Source organism: Serratia sp. J2 (assembly GCF_046269175.1).
Classification (GTDB): Bacteria; Pseudomonadota; Gammaproteobacteria; order Enterobacterales; family Enterobacteriaceae; genus Chania; species Chania fonticola_C.
The window spans coordinates 25,150-46,882 of sequence record NZ_JBKABN010000036.1; the positions used below are offsets into that span (position 1 = coordinate 25,150).

Consider the following 21,733-nt stretch of genomic DNA (forward strand, 5'->3'; position numbering starts at 1 on the left):
TACTTTGGTCAAAAAACCAATGTAAATCAGGCTGATAAGTGTCCGTCAGCTATTGCTGGTCCGATTCCGATAGGTCGTCTTGTTCTTGGCCCAACAGCGCCAATTCCAACAATGCATAGCGGTGCTCAACAAAGTTATGAACGTTGTTAGCCACCGTCAGTTTGAACAGCGCCGAAGCGGTGTCCTTGTCCCCCAGACTTAGGTAGTGCTTACCTAAATAGAAGTCAGTTTCACTGAGATGCTCAGCGAGCGAAGTGTTATCCGTTGCATCTGCCTTGAGGCGTTCCATCAGCGTTTTTTCGCTGATTTTGCCCAGGTAGAATTCGACAATATTCCATCCCCATTGCCCTCTGTCCGCTTTGTCATAACGCTGCTGGAGCGCTACATCGGCCTTCTTGGCATCGATTTCTCTCTCCGCCAGGTAAAGCCACAACGAACGGAAGGGATCGTTTGGGTCGTCTTGATAAAACGCCTGCAGATCATCCTGCGCCAACGGGAAGCGGCCGCCATAATACAGTGCGATGCCCCGGTTTAAACGCGCGTAATTGTAAGTTGGATCAAGCTCTAGTACAGAATCAAACGCTTCATAGGCAGCATCAAAATTGCCTGCCTGCGTTAAGTAAATGCCCAGGTAGTTGAAAACTTCTGGCATATCAGGACGTATCGCTAGCGCTTGTGAAAAGTCATTGCGCGCTAGTGCACGTAAACCAAGACTATCATACAGCACACCGCGCTCATATAAAAGCTGCGCTCGCTCATCATCCGTTAATGCCCGGCTGGCAAGTATTTGTTCCATGCGCGCCAGGATCACTTCCTGCTGCAGCGTAGGCTGCAACGGAATAGCCAGAACTTCGTCTTTACGCCAATCATGGTTGCTGCATCCTGCCAGCAATAGTGCTGTCGCAACGTAACACCAGCGCAAGAAAGGCTTCATTTCCCACTCCCGAAGACAAACATTGGATGAACGTCCTGTCCTCCGCTTGCTAATACGCGAGTATCCTACCCACGTGATAAGGACAGCCCCCAGCCCTAACGGCAGGGAGCTGTAAAACTGCTGATACAGTTATTCTGCTTCTGGTGCAGGAGCCGCAGCGGATTCTGGCGCTGTAGCTTCTTTGATGCTCAGACGCACACGGCCCTGGCGATCAACTTCCAGTACCTTAACCGGCACTTCCTGACCCATCTGCAGATAGTCGGTCACTTTCTCAACGCGCTTGTCGGCGATTTGAGAGATGTGCACCAGGCCTTCTTTACCGCCGCCGATGGCCACGAAGGCACCAAAATCAACGATACGGGTCACTTTACCCTGATACACACGGCCAACTTCGATCTCAGCGGTGATCTCTTCGATGCGGCGGATAGCGAACTTCGCTTTGTCGCCATCGGTTGCAGCAATCTTCACTGTACCGTCATCTTCAATTTCGATCGTGGTGCCAGTCTCTTCGGTCAACGCACGGATGACTGAGCCACCTTTACCGATCACATCTTTGATCTTGTCTGGATTGATCTTGATGGTGTGAATACGTGGTGCGAACTCAGAGATATCGCCACGCGGCGTACTGATAGCCTGTTCCATCACGCCCAGAATGTGCAAACGCGCACCCTTGGCCTGGTTCAGAGCCACCTGCATGATTTCGCGGGTGATACCTTCAATTTTAATGTCCATCTGCAGCGCGGTGATACCTTCACGGCTACCGGCCACTTTGAAGTCCATGTCGCCCAGGTGATCTTCGTCACCCAGAATATCAGACAGAACAACAAAGTTTTCTTCTTCTTTCACCAGGCCCATTGCGATACCCGCAACGGCAGCCTTGATTGGCACGCCTGCGTCCATCAGTGCCAGAGAAGCACCACAAACGGAAGCCATTGAAGAAGAACCGTTGGATTCGGTGATTTCAGACACCACACGTACGGTGTACGGGAAATCTTCTGGTTTAGGCATCATAGCTAAAACGCCACGTTTTGCCAGACGACCATGACCGATTTCACGACGCTTCGGTGAACCTACCATGCCGGTTTCACCAACAGAGTACGGAGGGAAGTTGTAGTGGAACAGGAAGCTGTCGGTTTTCTCGCCCATCAGCTCGTCGATGTTCTGTGCGTCACGTGCGGTACCCAGAGTGGCGGTAACCAGTGCCTGAGTTTCACCACGGGTGAACAGTGCGGAACCGTGGGTACGTGGCAGAACGCCAGTGCGCACGTCCAGACCACGGATCATGTCTTTCTCACGGCCATCGATACGCGGCTCGCCACGCAGCACACGGCTACGTACGACGTTTTTCTCAACGGTGCCCAGGATGTCCTGAATTTCAGACGCGTCCAGAGTTTCGTCTTGCGCCAGCAGAGTTTCCACTACGCTGTCTTTGATTGCATCAACCTGAGCGTAACGCTCTTGTTTTTCGGTGATGTGGTAAGCATCGCCCAGACGGCTCTCGGCCAGCTCGGCTACGCGCGCATGCAGCGCTTCGTTAACCGCTGGTGCCTGCCAATCCCACTTCGGCTTGCCAGCTTCGGCAACCAGAGCGTTAATGTTTTCGATAACGATTTGCTGTTGGTCATGGCCAAACACCACTGCGCCCAGCATCTGATCTTCGCTCAGCACATCAGCTTCGGATTCCACCATCAGCACCGCGCCTGCGGTACCGGCAACCACCAGGTCCAGACGGCTTTCTTTCAGCTCGTCGGTGGTTGGGTTCAATACGTACTGATCGTTGATGTAACCCACGCGTGCAGAACCGATTGGGCCATTGAACGGAATACCGGACAGGCTCAGAGCCGCAGAGGCACCGATCATCGCTACGATGTCTGGATTCACCTGTGGGTTCACGGAAACCACGGTGGCGATCACTTGCACTTCGTTCAGGAAGCTATCTGGGAACAGTGGGCGGATCGGACGGTCGATCAGACGGGAAGTCAGGGTTTCGCCTTCGCTCGGACGGCCTTCACGACGGAAGAAGCTACCCGGGATACGGCCAGCAGCGTAGGTACGCTCCTGATAGTTCACGGTCAGAGGGAAGAAGCTCTGGCCTGGTTTGGCTTTCTTTTGGCCTACTACGGTGACGAATACTGCGGTGTCATCCATGCTCACCATCACGGCAGCAGTGGCTTGACGTGCCATCATACCGGTCTCAAGCGTCACGGTGTGTTGGCCATACTGGAATTTGCGAATAATCGGAGTCAGCAAAATTTAATCCTTAATTGGTGGCGCGCAATCGTTCTTCGACTCGACACGCCTGTGGTTCACTGACCTTCTCACTACATCCTCGCGACTAATGACAATCCTTATCTCTCATGAGATAAAGCCTCTCATTAGCCGCGCGAACCTCTGTAACGGAAGATCCTCAGTAATACATTAACCTGATTTGCTTATGCTTCCTAGAAGAAAGGGGCCAAATTAGGCCCCTTTCTACTGAAACTTGCTCGATTAGCGACGCAGACCCAGACGCTCGATCAGGCTGGTATAACGTGCTACATCTTTACGCTTCAGGTAGTCCAGCAGCTTACGACGCTGAGAAACCATACGCAGCAGACCACGACGGCTGTGGTGATCTTTTTTGTGCTCTGAGAAGTGGCCTTGCAGATGGTTGATCTGCGCAGTCAACAGGGCAACCTGAACTTCGGTAGAACCGCTGTCGTTAGTACCACGACCGAAGTCAGCTACGATTTTAGCTTTAGCTTCAACACTTAGAGACATTGTCATACTCCAAAATTATAGATAATAAATACAGGCGCCGATCTCTAATTCAGCAACCCAATGCATAAGCTGCGCCATTCTACTCTTAGCGCAGGGCGATCGCAAGGCGGGCAGGTCAGTCGAAATATTCGACAACCAGGCGGCGCGGTGCGACTCGGCCATCATCGGCAATCTCGCCAATGCCGATAAATTTACGTTCTTCGCCTTCGGTAATGCGCACCAGACCCGAGGCCGGAGCCCCTGCGGCCTGCACCGGCTGCCCTTGTTTGACGTAACCCGCTACCGCTGGCAACAGGTTCACCTCAGGGAAATCTTCGGCCGGGCTGTCCATCGGCATCAGCAACGGATCGAGCAGTTCGCTTGGCGCAATGTTCTGCTCCTGTGCCTGCTCCACTAACGCATTTAGCTGTTCCAGCGTGATCATGCGGGCGATCGGGTACTTCGCCACCTGCAGGCGGCGCAGATAAATCACGTGCGCTCCACAGCCCAGCAGTTCACCGAGGTCATCCGTAATAGTGCGGATGTAAGTGCCTTTCGAGCAGTGAATTTCCAGCTCAAGCTCATCCCCTTCCCAGCGGATAAACTGCAACTCATACACGGTGATGCTGCGTGCTTCACGCGGGACTTCGATACCCTGGCGAGCATATTCGTACAGCTTTTTGCCCTGGTATTTCAGTGCGGAATACATCGACGGCACCTGCTGGATGTTACCCCTGAAGGTGTCCAGTGCGGTATCGAGCTGCGCCTGGGTGAAGTTTACCGGCCGCTCCTGCACGATCTGGCCATCGGCATCCGAGGTGTCCGTGCGCTGGCCCAAACGGGCAATCACACGGTAACGCTTGTCGGAATCGAGCAGGTACTGGGAGAACTTGGTGGCCTCACCCAGACAGATTGGCAGCATACCGGTCGCCAGTGGATCGAGCGCGCCAGTATGGCCCGCGCGGTTGGCATTATAGATACGCTTTACTTTTTGCAGGGCATCGTTAGACGACAGGCCCTGCGGTTTGTCCAGCAGCAGTACGCCGTGAATGTCACGGCCGCGACGGCGAGGGCGACTCATTAAGCCTCCTCTTCATCGCCTGATGCATTGCGACGTTCGGCATCGTTCTTCACTACGTTGGTCACCAGGTTGGACATGCGCATGCCTTCAACCAGTGAGTTATCGTAGGAGAAGGTCAGTTCCGGTACTACGCGCAGGCGCATCGCTTTGCCCAGCAGCGTACGGATATAGCCAGAGGCATCCTGCAACGCTTTAATGCCGTTGGTCACCAGATCCGGATCGTGGTTTTCAGTCAGCACGTTCAGGAAGGTGACGTAAACTTTGGCGTAAGCCAGATCGCGAGACACTTCAACACCTGAAACGGTAGCCATGCCGACACGCGGATCTTTGACTTCACGCTGCAAGATCATCGCAATCTCTTTTTGCATTTCTTGTGCCACGCGTTGACCGCGGCTGAATTCTTTTGCCATTTGGAAACCCTCCAGACAAATCGGGGGGCACAAGGCCCCCCTAAAACAGATTTAAGCGTTTTTCGAGGCTTAAGCGATGGTACGCTGGATCTCGATGATTTCGAACACTTCGATCATGTCGCCAACGCGCACGTCGTTGTAGTTCTTAACGCCGATACCACATTCCATACCGTTACGGACTTCGTTAACGTCATCTTTGAAGCGGCGCAGGGATTCCAGCTCGCCTTCATAGATAACCACGTTGTCACGCAGCACGCGGATTGGGTTGTGACGCTTGATGTTGCCTTCGGTCACCATACAGCCGGCAACAGCGCCGAACTTAGGTGATTTGAACACATCACGTACTTCAGCCAGACCGATGATCTGCTGTTTGTACTCAGGCGCCAACATACCGCTCATCGCCTGCTTCACTTCGTCGATCAGGTTATAGATCACGGAGTAGTAACGCAGATCCAGGCTTTCTGACTCAATCACGCGGCGGGCAGAAGCATCCGCACGCACGTTGAAGCCCAGGATGATGGCGTTGGATGCCGCAGCCAGGGTTGCGTCGGTTTCGGTGATACCACCTACGCCAGAACCCACAATCTTCACCTTCACTTCATCGGTGGAGAGTTTCTGCAGTGAATCGGAAATCGCTTCACAGGTACCCTGTACGTCGGTTTTCAGCACGATGTTCAGTTCAGAAACTTCACCTTCGGTCATGTTCGCGAACATGTTCTCCAGTTTAGATTTCTGCTGGCGAGCCAGTTTAACTTCGCGGAACTTGCCTTGACGGTACAGCGCAACTTCACGCGCTTTCTTCTCGTCACGCACGACGGTCGCTTCGTCACCCGCAGCAGGAACGCTGGACAGCCCCAGGATCTCAACCGGGATAGACGGACCTGCAGAGGTCACTTCACGGCCCAATTCGTCACGCATCGCACGAACACGGCCATACTCGAAGCCGCACAGGACGATATCGCCCTTGTTCAGCGTCCCTTCCTGTACCAGCACGGTAGCCACTGGGCCACGGCCTTTATCCAGGAAGGATTCGATTACCACACCGCTCGCCATGCCGCTACGAACCGCTTTCAGTTCAAGAACTTCAGCCTGCAGCAAGATAGCGTTCAACAGTTCGTCGATACCGGTACCGGCTTTCGCAGATACGTGGACGAACTGAGCTTCACCACCCCACTCTTCTGGCATAACGCCATACTGCGACAGCTCTTGCTTAACGCGGTCTGGATCGGCTTCTGGTTTGTCAATTTTGTTAACCGCAACCACCAATGGCACTTTAGCCGCCTGAGCATGCTGAATGGCTTCGATGGTTTGTGGCATCACGCCGTCGTCTGCTGCTACTACCAGAACCACGATATCGGTCGCCTGAGCACCACGAGCACGCATTGAGGTAAACGCTGCGTGGCCTGGGGTATCCAGGAAGGTGATCATGCCGTTTTCGGTTTCTACGTGGTAAGCACCGATGTGCTGGGTAATACCACCTGCTTCGCCAACCGCCACCTTGGTGGAGCGGATGTAGTCGAGCAGAGAGGTTTTACCATGGTCAACGTGGCCCATGATGGTCACGACTGGCGCACGAGACTCGGCGCCCGCGCCGGTGTCACGGTCGCTCATCAGCGCTTCTTCCAGCTCGTTCTCACGACGCAGGATAACTTTGTGGCCCATCTCTTCGGCAACCAGCTGTGCGGTTTCCTGGTCGATGACCTGGTTGATGGTGGCCATAGCGCCCAGCTTCATCATCGCTTTGATGACCTGAGAACCTTTTACCGCCATCTTGTTAGCCAGTTCAGCAACGGTGATGGTCTCGCCGATCACTACGTCACGGTTAACCACCTGAGCCGGCTTGTTAAAGCCCTGCTGCAGGGTGCTTGGCTTACGCTTGCCTTTACCGCCACGGGTCATGGTACGAGCTTCTTCGCGGTCTGCTTTAGACTCGGAGAGCTTGTTGCCTTTCTTCTGTTTGGTCGCTTTGCCACCGCGAGTACGGCTACGGCGCTCACCTTCAACTTTGGCGTCGTTTTCGTCTTCGGCAGCACGAGCGTGCTCGGAGGTGGTTACGTGGTAGTCGGCTGTTTCAACCGCAGCACTTGCTGCTTCGGCTTCGGCCCACTTCTCACCGTTCTCTTCGGCCATACGGCGCGCTTCTTCCGCTACGCGTTTGGCATCTTCTTCCACCTTACGGCGTACTTCTTCTTCCGCTTTACGTTTCAGTTCGGCGGCTTCGGCTTCACGGCGTGCTTTTTCTGCCTGAGCTGGCTTGGTCATTTCGTCGGTATGTTGATTGGTCACTTTTTCTTTTTCCGCTGAATTACGCTTAGCAATCTCCGCGGCCTCACGTTTGGCTTGCTCTTCGGCTGCGCGCTTAGCTTCTGCTTCGCGTTTCGCTAGCTCTTCCGCTTCGCGCCTTGCCTGCTCTTCCGCTTCACGCTGTGCCTGCTCAGCCGCTTCAGCCTGTTGGGCTTCCTGCGGATCGCGATTTACATAAGTGCGTTTCTTGCGGACCTCAATTTGCACCGATTTACTCTTACCGCCGGTGCTCGGAATATTCAAGGTGCTGCGCGTTTTGCGCTGCAACGTGAGTTTGCCTGGCGCACTACCGTGTTCACGGTTTAGGTGCGCCAGTAAGGTTTCTTTCTCATGCTGTGTCACAGAGTCGGTCTCAGACTTGTTGATCCCTGCATCAGCAAACTGCTGTACCAGGCGATCAACCGGTGTCTGTATCTCTGCTGCCAGCGATTTTACGGTTACATCTGTCGTCATGCTGTTCCTTCCTGCTACAGTTATTACGCGTTGTCGCCAAACCAACAGATATTACGTGCGGCCATAATCAGCTCGCCGGCTTGCTCATCGCTAAGCCCGTCAATATCAGCCAGATCGTCAACACCCTGCTCGGCAAGATCTTCCAGCGTACAAACCCCACGCGCGGCCAGTTTAAAGGCCATGCTGCGCTCAAGACCCGGAAGGTTGAGCAAATCATCAGCAGGTTTTTGGTCGCCCAGGCTTTCTTCCTGTGCCAGGGCCAGCGTGGTCAATGCAGCTTTGGCGCGATCGCGCAACGCTTCAACCATATCTTCATCCAGACCGTCGATTTCCAGCAGCTCTTTGATTGGCACGTAAGCCAGTTCTTCCAGAGTAGAGAAGCCTTCTTCGACCAGAACGGTGGCGAAATCTTCGTCGATATCAAGATACTTGGTGAAGGTATCAATGGCGGCATGAGCCTCGGCCTGATGCTTGGCCTGCAGATCGTCCGCCGTCATCACGTTCAGTTCCCAGCGATCATCATCACGATGCTGTTTCAACAGTTGGGAAGCTAAACGCACGTTTTGGCCATTACGGCCGATCGCCTGTGCCAGGTTGCTGGCTTCAACGGCGATGTCCATCGTGCACCGGTCTTCATCTACCACGATCGAGGCAACATCTGCCGGGGCCATGGCGTTAATGACGAACTGTGCAGGGTTATCATCCCACAGGATGATATCAATACGTTCCCCGCCAAGCTCGCTCGAAACGGCCTGGACGCGGGCACCGCGCATACCGACACAGGCACCGACCGGGTCGATACGCTTGTCGTTGGTTTTGACGGCAATTTTTGCACGGGAGCCAGGATCGCGGGCTGCCGCTTTAATCTCAATCACTTCTTCGCCAATTTCCGGCACTTCGATGCGGAACAGCTCTTTGAGCATATCCGGGCTGGAACGGCTGACGAACAGTTGCGCACCGCGTGCTTCCGGACGTACTGCGTACAGTACACCGCGGATACGGTCACCCGGGCGGAAGTTTTCGCGTGGCAGCATGTCTTCACGGCCAATGACCGCTTCGGCGTTGCTACCCAGATCCAGCGCAATGCTGTCACGGTTAACTTTTTTCACCACGCCGGTGACGATCTCACCTTCGTGTTGGCGGAAGGCGTCAACCACCATCGCGCGCTCGGCTTCACGTACTTTCTGTACGATAACCTGCTTTGCCGTTTGAGTGGTGATACGGTCGAAGGTCACAGATTCGATCTGATCTTCGATATAGCCGCCCAGTTCCATGGACGGATCTTCATACTGTGCAGCTTCCAGCGTGATCTCACGCGTTGGCTGGGTCACTTCATCAACGGCAACCCAACGGCGGAAGGTGTCGAAATCGCCAGTCTTACGGTCAATGCTGACACGGACCTCGATTTCCTGCTCATATTTTTTCTTGGTGGCGGTGGCTAAAGCGGTTTCCAGGGCTTCGAAAATCTTCTCACGTGGTAGGGATTTTTCATTGGAAACTGCTTCAACAACAGCCAGAATCTCTTTGTTCATCCTAGTTGCCTCATCCAAACTTTAAAAGTGGGGTACCAGGTTCGCTTTCTGAATATTGCTCAGCGCGAACACTTCATCTTTCCCATCCACAGTAACCGTGATCATCTCGCCTTCTACAGACTTGATGATGCCCTGCCATTTGCGGCGGTTTTGTATCGCCATACGCAGAACAACGCTGACTTCTTCACCGAGAAAACGTTGATAGTGTTCCGCGGTAAACATAGGGCGCTCAAGGCCAGGAGAGGAGACTTCCAGGTTGTAAGCGACCGTGATCGGATCTTCGACGTCCAGTACAGCGCTGACCTGGTGGCTGACATCAGCGCAATCATCAACATTGATTCCGTTGTCACTATCAATATAGATGCGTAGTGTCGATTGGCGCGCCCGAATAAATTCGATGCCTACGAGCTCAAAGCCCAACGCCTCTACCGGTGCGGAAAGCATCTCTGTTAATTTTTGCTCTAATGTGGACAAGCCCACCCCCAAGACATAAAAAAAGGGCCTAATAGCCCAGTGATTCTGTTGCCAAATAACAAAAAACCCCGAAAATTCGGGGCTTTATGCAACTGGACCCTGTTTGCCGCAAAGCGGCTTCGGTGCAACTTTCTAGCAAGTGTCATTTTCAAATGTTGATCGAGAAAAGCGGAATTCAATCGAAAAGTGTATTTGAAAATAAACACTTAAAGGAAAGTGGTTGCGGGGGCCGGATTTGAACCGACGACCTTCGGGTTATGAGCCCGACGAGCTACCAGGCTGCTCCACCCCGCGTCCGAAAACGTGGCAAATATTACGCCGATAATTGCAAAAACGCAAGTTATCTCTGGGATTTGGTACCGAGGATGGGACTCGAACCCACAAGCCCGTTAGGGCACTACCACCTCAAGGTAGCGTGTCTACCAATTCCACCACCTCGGTACTGATTTTTACTGCTAACGGCTGTTTCTATTGAGGTCTAAAACAACCGCTTTCAAACTTTTCAGGCTTACTGCGGGATATCACTGACCGGTTTAGCTGGTGCTGCCGGAGTGCTAGTCTGCTCAGTTTGCGCTGGCTGACCCAGGTTTTCCCACTCACTGCCTTTCTTGCCCTGATTGGTGCTCAGGTTGCCCAGGATCAGACTGATGACGAAGAACAACGTCGCCAGAACAGCCGTCATGCGGGTCATAAAGTTGCCTGAACCGGTCGATCCGAAGAACGTGCCAGAAGCACCTGCTCCGAATGAGGCTCCCATATCAGCGCCTTTACCTTGCTGTAGCATGATCAGAGCGACTAGCCCGATCGATATCAGCAAGAAAATTACCAGAAGAGCTTCGTACATAGTGGTACCTGTATCCTTGCGGGTTCACCGCGTGCCAAATGCTTCTCACCCCAGATGCTTCCAAACTAAAGAAGGCGTGGCGTGTCACTAAAACAGCCCACTGAAGCGGGTGTGAATACTAACCAAAGCCGCCTGAGCGCGCAAGGGCAATTTGCAACCACCGATGCGTTTGCGGAAAAAAACAGCAAAAACAGGGCTGATCGGGAAATTACGCAGGCACTGACAACGTACCTGCGTAAAAACAGCGTGTTAACCTGCCAGCTTGACCGCATCGGCAATACGGTGCGCCAACGCGATAACCTGCTGTTCATCTTCGCCTTCCACCATCACGCGGATCAGCGGTTCAGTACCCGATTTACGCAGCAGTACGCGACCACGACCGGCCAATTCGGCTTCGACCTGCTCAGCGACCTTCAACACCTCTTCTGACTCCAGCGGGTTATGCTCACCGACAAAGCGCACGTTGACCAGGATCTGTGGCAGTAATTTCATACCGCTGCACAGGTCGTGCAGGCTCATGTTATTGCGCACGATTGCCGTCAACACTTGCAGGCCAGCGACGATACCGTCCCCGGTGGTGGTTTTGTCCAGCAGGATCACGTGGCCGGAGTTTTCCGCCCCAATGCGCCAGCCCAACTCTTGCAGTTTTTCCAGTACGTAGCGGTCACCCACTTTGGCACGGGCAAACGGGATGCCTAGCTGCTTCAGTGCCAGCTCCAGGCCCATATTGCTCATCAGGGTACCCACGGCACCGCCGCGCAGTTGCCCCTGGCGCAGGCCTTCACGAGCAATGATGTAGAGGATCTGATCGCCGTCGACCTTGTTACCCAGATGATCCACCATCATCACGCGGTCGCCATCGCCATCAAAGGCCAGGCCAACGTGTGCCTGCTCTTCCAGCACGCGCGCCTGCAGTTGGCGTACATCGGTAGCGCCACACTCTTCGTTGATGTTCATGCCATCCGGCTCACAACCGATAGCGATCACCGTGGCACCCAGCTCACGCAAAACGCTTGGGGCAATGTGATAGGTAGCACCGTTGGCGCAGTCCACCACGATCTTCAGCCCGTTCAGGCTCAGTTCGCTCGGGAAGGTACCTTTACAGAATTCGATATAGCGCCCTGCAGCATCGACAATGCGGCTGGCTTTACCCAACTCGGCAGATTCGACGCAGGTCAGCGGTTTTTCCATTTCCGCTTCAATCGCTTCCTCCACATCGTCAGGCAGTTTGGCACCATCGATGGAGAAGAACTTGATGCCGTTATCGTAAAATGGGTTATGTGAGGCAGAAATCACGATCCCGGCTTCCGCACGGAACGTTCGGGTCAGATAAGCCACCGCTGGGGTTGGCATCGGGCCGGTAAACGAAGCAGACAGCCCCGCCGCCGCTAAACCGGCCTCCAGCGCTGACTCCAGCATATAGCCAGAGATACGGGTATCTTTACCGATGATGATTTTGCGGGAGCCATGGCGCGCCAATACCTTGCCGGCCGCCCAACCTAACTTGAGGACGAACTCTGGGGTTATCGGGCTGTCACCCACTTTGCCACGAATGCCGTCGGTACCAAAGTATTTGCGTTCGCTCATGTCTCTACTATCCCTTAGCTGAAAGTGTTGCCTCGACGACACGCATCGCCTCGACGGTTTCTTTGACATCATGCACTCTGACTATCTGCGCCCCCTGCATCGCGGCAATCACCGCACAGGCAACGCTGCCAATCACCCGCTGTTCGGGTGGAACATTCAATAGCTGCCCAATCATCGACTTACGCGACATCCCCACCAGCAGTGGCAAGCCAAAGTGATGAAATTCCGCCAATCGGGCCAGAAGCTGATAATTATGCGCTAAATTCTTACCGAAACCGAAGCCTGGGTCGAGTAACAATTTCTGTTTTGCTATGCCACCTGCAATACAGCGGTCAATATGCTGCTGGAAAAACGCATTAACGTCCGCCATCAGGTCATCGTAATGCGGTGCTTGCTGCATGGTACGCGGCTCGCCTTGCATATGCATCAGGCACACTGGCAGACCGCTTTCAGCGGCTGCCTGCAACGCGCCAGGCTCTTGCAGCGAGCGAACGTCGTTGATCAAATGCGCACCGGCTTTAGCGGATTCGCGGATCACACCGGCTTTTGAGGTATCCACTGAGATAAAGATTTCAAACCGCTGCGCCAAAGCTTCAACTACCGGCACGACGCGCTCAATCTCTTCCTCTTCACTGACCTCAGCAGCGCCCGGGCGCGTGGACTCGCCCCCCACATCGATCATCGTTGCACCCGCCGAAATCAGCGCATGCGCATGCAGCAGAGCATCATTCAGAGAATTATGCCGCCCACCGTCAGAGAAGGAGTCTGGGGTAACGTTGAGGATCCCCATCACCCGAGGATGGTTGAGATCGAGGATTTGGTCGCGCACGGTTAACTGCATGATTAATCTACCTTGGAGTCAATACTACTCTGTTGCCTGGAGTGGATCCCGCCCCTCACACCCAAGAGAGGCGGCAATTTGCAGCCAGCAATAAAAAACCCCGGCTGGCCGGGGTTTTATTTTACGCTACAGCCGATATTACTTGTCGAGCTGTTCAGACATGGTGTTGCCTGGGTTTGGTGTACGCGGCTCATCTACCGGCGTTGGCGCTTTTGGTGTGCCACCGTTGTCGGAGTTGTTGCTTTTCGCCACGTCGTCCCAACCTGCTGGCGGACGCACATCTTTACGGTTCATCAGGTCGTCGATCTGCGGTGCATCGATGGTTTCATATTTCATCAGTGCATCTTTCATCGAATGCAGGATGTCCATGTTTTCCATCAGCAACGCACGTGCGCGAATATAGTTGCGCTCAATCAGGGATTTGACTTCCTGGTCGATGATACGTGCGGTTTCGTCCGACATGTGTTTCGCCTTGGCCACGGAACGGCCCAGGAACACCTCGCCCTCTTCTTCCGCATACAGCAATGGCCCCAGCTTCTCGGAGAAGCCCCATTGGGTCACCATGTTGCGGGCGATCGAGGTAGCGACTTTAATGTCGTTCGATGCACCGGTAGAGACTTTTTCCGGCCCGTAAATAATTTCTTCTGCCAGACGGCCACCGTACAGGGTGGAGATTTGGCTTTCCAGCTTCTGACGGCTGGCGCTGATCGCATCCCCTTCCGGCAGGAAGAAGGTCACGCCGAGCGCACGGCCACGAGGAATAATCGTGACTTTATGCACCGGGTCATGCTCAGGAACCAGGCGGCCAATGATGGCGTGGCCCGCTTCGTGATAGGCGGTCGATTCTTTCTGCGCTTCCGTCATCACCATGGAGCGACGTTCCGCACCCATCATGATCTTGTCTTTGGCTTTTTCAAACTCCACCATCGACACCACGCGCTTGTTACCACGTGCTGCGAACAGGGCCGCTTCGTTGACCAGGTTGGCCAAGTCCGCACCGGAGAAGCCCGGAGTGCCACGTGCAAGCACAGAAGCATCAACGTCTGGTGCCAAAGGCACGCGACGGGAGTGCACCTTCAGGATTTGCTCACGGCCACGCACGTCTGGCAGCCCAACCACCACTTGGCGGTCGAAACGGCCTGGACGCAGTAACGCCGGGTCCAGTACGTCAGGACGGTTAGTTGCCGCGATGACGATAATGCCTTCGTTGCCTTCAAAGCCGTCCATCTCAACCAGCATCTGGTTCAGCGTTTGCTCACGTTCATCGTGACCACCGCCCAGACCTGCGCCACGTTGGCGGCCTACGGCGTCGATTTCATCGATAAAGATGATGCACGGTGCCGCTTTCTTGGCCTGTTCGAACATGTCACGGACGCGGGATGCACCCACACCGACGAACATTTCGACGAAGTCAGAACCCGAAATGGTGAAGAACGGGACTTTCGCCTCGCCGGCAATCGCTTTCGCCAGCAGGGTTTTACCGGTACCCGGAGGGCCAACCATCAGCACGCCTTTCGGGATCTTGCCGCCCAGCTTCTGGAAACGGCTCGGTTCGCGCAGGTAGTCTACCAGTTCACTCACTTCTTCTTTTGCTTCGTCACAGCCTGCAACGTCGGCAAAAGTGGTCTTGATCTGGTCTTCCGTCAGCATACGGGCCTTGCTCTTGCCGAAGGACATCGCGCCCTTGCCGCCGCCGCCCTGCATTTGCCGCATGAAGAAGATCCAGACCCCAATCAACAACAGCATTGGGAACCAGGAAATAAAGATAGAAGCCAGCAAGCTTGGCTCTTCCGGTGGCTCACCAACAACTTTCACGTTTTTGGTTAACAACGTATCCAGTAACTTCGGATCGTTGACCGGGATGTAAGTGGTGTACTTGTTGCTGTCTTTACGGACAACGTTGATTTCACGCCCATTAATGCGCGCTTCACGGATCTGATCTTGGGTCAGTTCGGTCATGAAGGTAGAGTAATCTACCCTACGGCCATTAGACTCGCTGGGCCCAAAGCTCTGGAATACCGACATCAAAACGACCGCGATGACTAGCCAGAGAATTAGGTTTTTCGCCATGTCACTCAAGGGATTAACCTCATATTACAACTGTGTTAACAAACAGCGTTAGGGTACTACAGTTTCCGCCCTGTCGCTACAATGTACACTTCACGCGAACGTGCGCGAGAAGCGTCTGGCTTACGAATCTTAACCTTCGTAAACAGGGAGCGAATTTCCCGTAGGTACTCGTCAAAACCATCTCCCTGGAACACCTTCACCAGGAAACTACCGCCTGGTGCGAGAACATCACGACACATTTCCAGTGCTAATTCCACCAGATACATCGATTTTGGGATATCGACCGCCGGGGTGCCGCTCATATTCGGGGCCATGTCAGACATGACTACCTGAACCTTACTATCACCTACACGTTCCAACAGTGCTTTGAGGACCAGTTCATCACGAAAATCGCCCTGAAGGAAATCGACGCCAACGATAGGATCCATTGGCAAAATATCACAGGCAATGATACGCCCGTTACCACCAATCTGGGTTACCACATATTGCGACCAACCGCCCGGTGCAGCCCCCAAATCAACGACCGTCATACCCGGCTTGAACAGTTTGTCACTTTGCTGAATTTCATCAAGTTTAAACCAGGCACGCGAACGCAGCCCTTTTTTCTGCGCCTGCAGCACATATTTATCGCTAAAGTGTTCTTGGAGCCAGCGACTGGAACTGGCCGAACGCTTTTTATTTGCCATCGAGTATTCCAACTATCCTAAAAAGAGTCTCATGCCAGGTTCGCTTCTCACGTAAACTCAATTCGGTGCAGACCGATTTGGTGATACACATGAGATGGCGGTAGAATGTACCGTTTTCAATCCCAACTTAAGCAAAAAAGACAATGAATCTGAATAATAAACAAAAACAACACCTGAAAGGCCTGGCACATCCGTTAAAACCGGTGGTCATGCTGGGTAATAACGGTCTCACCGAAGGGGTGTTGGCTGAAATTGAGCTGGCTCTGGAGCATCACGAGCTGATCAAAGTAAAAATTGCAGCCGAAGATCGCGAAACCAAAACCCTGATCGCCGACGCTATTGTGCGTGAAACGGGTGCCTGCAATGTGCAAGTGATCGGCAGTACGCTTATTCTTTACCGCCCGTCGAAAGAGCGCAAGATCACTTTGCCACGCTAATCCGCAATCTGTTTGCTGAGACGGTGCCATGCGCCGGGCTCAGATAAAAGGCCGCTTGCGGCCTTTTTCCTTTCTTTACAAAACCCTGCTGAACTTTTAACCAACTCGGGCGAAATTAAAGATATTCCACTTTCAGAATTTCGTATTCTACATCACCACCCGGGGTTTTGATGACAACAACATCATCCTGCTCTTTGCCAATCAGGCCACGAGCCATCGGTGAGTTGACAGAAATAAGATTTTTCTTAAAGTCTGCTTCATCATCACCCACGATGCGGTAAGTCACCTGATCTTCGCTATCCAGGTTCATCACCGAGACGGTAGCACCAAAAATCACGCGGCCAGTCTGAGGCATTTTGGTGATGTCGATCACCTGCGCATTGGACAGTTTGGCCTCGATTTCCTGGATACGCCCTTCACAGAAACCCTGCTGTTCACGAGCGGCATGGTACTCGGCGTTTTCTTTCAGGTCACCGTGTTCGCGTGCGGTGGCGATGTCGGCAATGATTTTCGGGCGACGCACACCTTTCAAATATTCTAGTTCTTCACGCAGTTGTTCTGCGCCAAACAAGGTCATCGGGATCTGTTTCATCGTTAAATACCTCTAAATCTATCCTGTTCAAATATACCCGTGGTGTAGCAAGCTAAGCGCAGCTCGACATCCCCAGGGCATTAGCGTCATCCTGACGTGTTCGTATGAAATTACGGCAGGCGTTGCGCCTTCCGTCTCCAGGCGATAAACAAAAGAAACCGAGCTCGGAGGTTTGTTCCAAGTCAGCATCGATTTTGCATTTTGATACGCATTTTAGCCTAGAGTTCCTTAAGGGTCATCGTTTACTTTATCCCTTGATGCACCGTAGTATGACAGCACGTTATCCAGCTGTTACCCCGAGATTATGCGTTTTTCACGAATTGTCAGTGTATTGGCCTGCGCATTTGCTGTTAATGCCCATGCGGCCCCGGTTGAAGATTACACACAATATTTGCCTGATGGGGCGAACCTGGCCCTGATCGTTCAGAAGATTGGCGCGACTACGCCAACCATCGACTATCACTCACAGCAAATGGCACTCCCGGCCAGCACCCAGAAGGTGCTTACCGCGCTGGCGGCTTTGTTACAGCTCGGGCCGGATTATCGCTTCACCACGACACTGGAAAGTCAGGGCAACATCACGGATGGCGTGTTGCGTGGCAACCTTATCGCCCGTTTCAGCGGAGATCCCACCTTCAAGCGGCAGAATCTGCGCAATATGGTGGCGGAACTGAAAAAACAGGGAGTTCGCGAAATCAGCGGCGATGTACTGGTCGATACCTCGGTATTTGCCAGCCATGACAAAGCGCCCGGCTGGCCCTGGAACGATATGACCCAATGTTTCAGCGCCCCGCCAGCGGCAGCGATTGTCGATCGCAACTGTTTCTCGGTTTCCCTTTACAGCGCCCCTAACCCCGGTGAGATGGCGTTTATTCGCGTGGCCTCATTCTACCCGGTCAATATGTTCAGCCAGGTAAGAACGCTGGCGAAAGGCTCTGCGGATGCACAATATTGTGAGCTGGATGTGGTGCCGGGCGAATTGAACCGCTTTACACTGACCGGATGCCTGACCCAGCGCAGTGAACCACTGCCGTTGGCATTCGCCATTCAAGACGGAGCCAGCTATGCCGGTGCCATCCTGAAAGATGAGCTGGTCAAGTCAGGGATCCAGATTGGCGGCCATTTGAAACGCCAAACCCAGCCAGGGATGACGGGCACGGTGATCGCCCAGACGCAGTCTGCACCGTTGCATGACCTGCTGAAAATCATGCTGAAGAAGTCGGACAACATGATTGCCGATACCGTGTTTCGCACCATCGGCCATGAACGCTTTGGCGTACCGGGTACCTGGCGCGCGGGAGCAGATGCAGTACGCCAGGTTCTGCGCCAGAAGGCCGGGGTAGACCTAGGTAACAGCATCGTGGTGGACGGCTCTGGCCTGTCGCGCCACAACCTGCTGGCACCTGCAACCATGATGCAGGCGTTGCAATATATTGCTCAGCACGACAGCGAGCTCAACTTTATCTCGATGCTGCCGCTGTCCGGTTATGATGGCACGCTGCGCTATCGCGGTGGCCTACATGAAGCCGGGGTCGACGGTAAGGTTTCTGCCAAAACCGGGGCGCTGCAAGGGGTCTATAACCTGGCTGGCTTTATCACTACGGCCAGCGGTCAGCGTCTTGCCTTTGTCCAATATCTATCGGGTTACGCGGTGCCACCAGAAGATCAGAAACAGCGCCGAGCGCCGCTGGTGCGGTTCGAAAGCCGGTTGTATCGGGATATCTATCAGAACAATTGAGGCCCAAGGGCATGAAGCTACTGATTGTTGAGGACGATGAGTTATTGCAGCAAGGCGTTGCGCAGGCAATGTCTAACGAAGGCTACGCCTGTGATTGTGCGGCCAGTGCTGCGCAGGCTAATGGCCTGATCGTCACCAGCCAGTACAGCATGGTGATCCTCGACCTCGGCCTGCCAGATATTGACGGTGCCACCCTGCTGCGGCAGTGGCGCCGTCAGCAAATCAGCATCCCGGTGTTGATCCTCACCGCACGCGACGCGTTGCAAGACCGTGTCGATGGCCTGGACGCCGGTGCCGATGACTATCTGGTCAAACCCTTTGCTCTGATTGAGCTACAAGCCCGGGTACGGGCACTGCTCCGCCGCTATCAGGGCCACAGCGATAACCTACTGCAACAGGACGATCTGACGCTCAATCTGTCCAGCCAGCAGGTGTATCTGCAACAGCAGGCGATAGACGTCACGCCGAAAGAGTTTGCCATTCTGTCGCGTCTGATGATGCGGGCTGGGCAAACCGTCAACCGTGAGTTACTGCAGCAAGATCTTTATACCTGGAACGACGATCTGGGCTCGAATACCCTCGAAGTGCATATGCACAATTTGCGCCGTAAATTGGGCAAAGATCGTATCCGCACCGTACGTGGCATCGGTTACCGTTTGGAGCCCGCATCTTGATTAGCATGCGCCGTCGTTTGTTGCTGATGTTGGCCCTGATCCTGCTGGTCACCCAGCTTATCAGCGCGTTTTGGCTATGGCATGAAAGCCAGGAGCAGATCAGTTTCCTGGTGGATGAAACCCTGTCGGCCAAAGTACGCAACGAGCGAGTCGATACCGAGATTGCCGAGGCGATCGCGTCACTGCTTGCCCCTTCGCTGATCATGATGATAGTGACCCTGCTGGCCTCCTTCTGGGCCATCAGTTGGATTATCCGGCCGCTGAATCAACTACAGGAAAAGCTGGAGAAACGTTCGGCAGACAATCTGACGCCGTTGCCGATAACCAGCGACAGTCTGGAGATGGTGGCGGTCACCAAGGCATTGAATCAGCTTTTTTCACGCCTTGACCATACCATCCAGCAAGAGCGGCTGTTCACTGCCGATGCAGCCCACGAATTACGCACGCCACTGGCGGGGATCCGGCTGCATCTGGAACTGATGGAGCAACAGGGAGTTGCGGGCAGTAAACAATTGATCGCCCGCATTGACCAACTGATGCACGTGGTTGAGCAATTGCTGATGCTGTCGCGCGCCGGGCAGGATTTCGCCAGCGGCCATTACCAGCAGTTTGACTGGGTAGCCAACGTTATTGAGCCATTGCAGGAAGAGTTGGATGAGCTCGCCGCTCTGCGCGAGCAAAAGATTGTCTGGCAACTGCCAGCCAGTGCGGTGACACATGGCGATCCGGTGCTGCTGCGCCTGATGCTGCGTAATCTGGTTGAAAATGCACACCGCTATGGCCCCGAGAAGAGTGTCATTCGTGTTCAGCTCACTCCCGAGAACGATGGGCAACGATTGCAGGTGCTCGACGAGGGGCCGGGTATCAAACAAGAAATGGCCGGAGAGTTGACTCAGGCCTTCCGCCGGATGGATCAGCGTTATGGCGGCAGCGGGCTGGGATTGAATATCGTGATCCGTATCGTTCAGTTGCACCGTGGCTGTCTACGCCTGGAAAACCGCGCCGATGCCGACGGCCTGGATGCACAGTGCTGGTTACCTGATAATATTTTAAATCACTAACGTCGCACCATCGATTGAGGTTTCAGCAACCTCAACAAACAGCAAGGGCCCGGTTCACTGAACCGAGCCCTTGTTTTATTGCGCAGAATTACTTCTGGTAGACGATTTCGACGCCTTCGTCGTCATCTTCATCCCAGTCATCATCCCAATCGTCGTCCGCTTCAGCTTCCACTTCAGCGATTTGCTCACGGTGGTAATCATCCCACATGAACTCGACTTTTTCTGGCGCGCTTTCTTCGATCGCCATGGCTTTAGGTTGCGTATTGATGAAGTTCATCACGTCCCAGCACAGCGCGTTAACGCCTTCGCGGTTCGCAGCGGAGATCATGTAGTACTTACCTTCCCAGCCCATACCTTCTACGATCGCCTTGGCGCGCTCGGCGGCCTCTTCCTCGTCCAGCAGGTCAACTTTGTTGAACACCAACCAGCGTGGCTTGTGTGACAGATTCTCGCTGTACTGGTTGAGCTCGTTGATGATGACCTTGGCATTCTCTATCGGATCGGACTCGTCGATTGGCGCAATGTCCACCAGGTGCAGCAACACGCGGCAGCGCTCCAGGTGTTTCAGGAAACGGATCCCCAGGCCAGCACCTTCATGTGCGCCTTCGATCAGGCCAGGAATATCCGCCACCACGAAGCTTTGTTCATGGTCCATACGTACCACGCCCAGGCTCGGTACCAGCGTGGTGAACGGGTAGTCCGCCACTTTTGGCTTGGCGGCAGAAACCGCGCGAATGAAGGTCGACTTACCGGCGTTCGGCAGGCCCAACATGCCCACATCCGCCAGCAGCAGCAGCTCCAGCAGGATATCGCGCATCTCGCCCTTGGTACCCAACGTTTTTTGGCGCGGAGCACGGTTTACCGAGGATTTGAAACGGGTGTTGCCGAGGCCGTGCCAACCGCCCTTCGCCACCATCAGACGCTGCTGATGACGGGTCATATCACCGAGGATCTCACCGGTGCCCTGATCCTGCACACGGGTACCGACCGGAACTTTGATTTCGACGTCTTTACCGCGTTTACCGGTACAGTCACGGCTCTGACCATTCTGGCCACGTTCGGCACGGAAGGATTTTTCAAAGCGGTAATCGATCAGGGTATTCAGGTTTTCGTCTGCCACCAGGTAGACGTCACCGCCGTCACCGCCGTCACCGCCATCTGGCCCACCGTTCGGGATGTACTTTTCGCGGCGGAAGCTGACGCAACCATTACCGCCATCACCTGCCACGACCAGGATCGCTGCTTCATCTACAAACTTCATTTACCGTCTCCGTAA

General features: G+C 54.1%; 19 protein-coding genes and 2 tRNA genes. 4 read left to right on the forward strand and 17 right to left on the reverse strand.

All coding sequences use genetic code 11. The features are described 5' to 3' along the window. Positions 1–49: 49 nt before the first annotated feature. The 15 genes from nlpI to rlmE form a co-directional block, all read right to left on the reverse strand. Positions 50–934, reverse strand: a complete 885-nt coding sequence (gene nlpI / locus ACKWMY_RS25215) for a lipoprotein NlpI (protein WP_024529068.1) — start codon at positions 932–934, stop codon at positions 50–52. A 129-nt stretch (positions 935–1,063) separates the two neighbouring features. Further along, on the reverse strand, positions 1,064–3,184 hold the full coding sequence (gene pnp, locus ACKWMY_RS25220) for a polyribonucleotide nucleotidyltransferase (protein ID WP_024529069.1): 2,121 nt from the start codon (positions 3,182–3,184) through the stop codon (positions 1,064–1,066). Between the two features lie 240 nt (positions 3,185–3,424). After that, complete coding sequence (gene rpsO, locus ACKWMY_RS25225) at positions 3,425–3,694, reverse strand: 30S ribosomal protein S15 (protein WP_010279698.1); 270 nt, start codon at positions 3,692–3,694, stop codon at positions 3,425–3,427. A 115-nt stretch (positions 3,695–3,809) separates the two neighbouring features. After that, complete coding sequence (gene truB, locus ACKWMY_RS25230) at positions 3,810–4,754, reverse strand: tRNA pseudouridine(55) synthase TruB (RefSeq protein ID WP_024529070.1); 945 nt, start codon at positions 4,752–4,754, stop codon at positions 3,810–3,812. Beyond that, on the reverse strand, positions 4,754–5,164 hold the full coding sequence (gene rbfA, locus ACKWMY_RS25235; protein ID WP_021179053.1) for a 30S ribosome-binding factor RbfA: 411 nt from the start codon (positions 5,162–5,164) through the stop codon (positions 4,754–4,756). The genes truB and rbfA overlap by 1 nt, the downstream gene beginning before the upstream one ends. A gap of 69 nt (positions 5,165–5,233) precedes the next feature. After that, complete coding sequence (infB, locus tag ACKWMY_RS25240; RefSeq protein ID WP_024529071.1) at positions 5,234–7,921, reverse strand: translation initiation factor IF-2; 2,688 nt, start codon at positions 7,919–7,921, stop codon at positions 5,234–5,236. Between the two features lie 23 nt (positions 7,922–7,944). Then, positions 7,945–9,453 carry a transcription termination factor NusA gene (gene nusA / locus ACKWMY_RS25245; protein ID WP_409487287.1) on the reverse strand — a complete coding sequence of 503 codons (1,509 nt, stop codon included), beginning with the start codon at positions 9,451–9,453 and terminating at the stop codon, positions 7,945–7,947. 21 nt (positions 9,454–9,474) lie between these two features. Then, on the reverse strand, positions 9,475–9,927 hold the full coding sequence (rimP, locus tag ACKWMY_RS25250; RefSeq protein ID WP_024529072.1) for a ribosome maturation factor RimP: 453 nt from the start codon (positions 9,925–9,927) through the stop codon (positions 9,475–9,477). Positions 9,928–10,144: 217 nt separating this feature from the next. Continuing rightward, positions 10,145–10,221, reverse strand: a tRNA-Met gene (locus tag ACKWMY_RS25255). A 60-nt stretch (positions 10,222–10,281) separates the two neighbouring features. Then, positions 10,282–10,368 (reverse strand) — tRNA-Leu (locus ACKWMY_RS25260). A gap of 67 nt (positions 10,369–10,435) precedes the next feature. Continuing rightward, positions 10,436–10,771, reverse strand: a complete 336-nt coding sequence (secG, locus tag ACKWMY_RS25265) for a preprotein translocase subunit SecG (protein ID WP_024483369.1) — start codon at positions 10,769–10,771, stop codon at positions 10,436–10,438. A gap of 249 nt (positions 10,772–11,020) precedes the next feature. Next, on the reverse strand, positions 11,021–12,358 hold the full coding sequence (gene glmM / locus ACKWMY_RS25270; RefSeq protein WP_409487288.1) for a phosphoglucosamine mutase: 1,338 nt from the start codon (positions 12,356–12,358) through the stop codon (positions 11,021–11,023). Positions 12,359–12,365: 7 nt separating this feature from the next. Then, the gene (gene folP / locus ACKWMY_RS25275) at positions 12,366–13,199 is read right to left on the reverse strand and encodes a dihydropteroate synthase (protein WP_024483367.1); all 834 of its coding nucleotides are present in this window, start codon (positions 13,197–13,199) and stop codon (positions 12,366–12,368) included. 138 nt (positions 13,200–13,337) lie between these two features. Further along, positions 13,338–15,269, reverse strand: a complete 1,932-nt coding sequence (gene ftsH / locus ACKWMY_RS25280) for an ATP-dependent zinc metalloprotease FtsH (RefSeq protein WP_024529076.1) — start codon at positions 15,267–15,269, stop codon at positions 13,338–13,340. A 56-nt stretch (positions 15,270–15,325) separates the two neighbouring features. Further along, positions 15,326–15,955, reverse strand: coding sequence for a 23S rRNA (uridine(2552)-2'-O)-methyltransferase RlmE (gene rlmE / locus ACKWMY_RS25285; protein WP_021179046.1), 630 nt, complete (start codon positions 15,953–15,955; stop codon positions 15,326–15,328). Between the two features lie 143 nt (positions 15,956–16,098). Between rlmE and yhbY the strand changes: the two genes are divergently transcribed. Next, the gene (gene yhbY, locus ACKWMY_RS25290) at positions 16,099–16,392 is read left to right on the forward strand and encodes a ribosome assembly RNA-binding protein YhbY (protein ID WP_021807520.1); all 294 of its coding nucleotides are present in this window, start codon (positions 16,099–16,101) and stop codon (positions 16,390–16,392) included. Between the two features lie 115 nt (positions 16,393–16,507). On the opposite strand, the gene greA is transcribed toward yhbY, so the two are convergent. Continuing rightward, positions 16,508–16,984, reverse strand: coding sequence for a transcription elongation factor GreA (greA, locus tag ACKWMY_RS25295; RefSeq protein ID WP_021179044.1), 477 nt, complete (start codon positions 16,982–16,984; stop codon positions 16,508–16,510). Between the two features lie 304 nt (positions 16,985–17,288). Here greA and dacB point away from each other — a divergent pair, with 304 nt between their 5' ends. From dacB to pmrB, 3 genes are read left to right on the forward strand one after another with little or no spacing between them, the layout of a single operon-like run. Then, the gene (gene dacB / locus ACKWMY_RS25300) at positions 17,289–18,722 is read left to right on the forward strand and encodes a serine-type D-Ala-D-Ala carboxypeptidase (protein ID WP_059199541.1); all 1,434 of its coding nucleotides are present in this window, start codon (positions 17,289–17,291) and stop codon (positions 18,720–18,722) included. An 11-nt stretch (positions 18,723–18,733) separates the two neighbouring features. After that, complete coding sequence (gene pmrA, locus ACKWMY_RS25305) at positions 18,734–19,396, forward strand: two-component system response regulator PmrA (RefSeq protein WP_024529078.1); 663 nt, start codon at positions 18,734–18,736, stop codon at positions 19,394–19,396. Then, positions 19,393–20,457 (forward strand): two-component system sensor histidine kinase PmrB, encoded by a 1,065-nt coding sequence (gene pmrB / locus ACKWMY_RS25310; RefSeq protein ID WP_074031604.1) that lies wholly within the window; start codon positions 19,393–19,395, stop codon positions 20,455–20,457. The genes pmrA and pmrB overlap by 4 nt, the downstream gene beginning before the upstream one ends. An 88-nt stretch (positions 20,458–20,545) precedes the next feature. Here pmrB and cgtA read toward each other — a convergent pair whose 3' ends face one another. Continuing rightward, positions 20,546–21,718, reverse strand: coding sequence for an Obg family GTPase CgtA (cgtA, locus tag ACKWMY_RS25315; protein ID WP_024529080.1), 1,173 nt, complete (start codon positions 21,716–21,718; stop codon positions 20,546–20,548). Between the last annotated feature and the right edge of the window lie 15 nt (positions 21,719–21,733).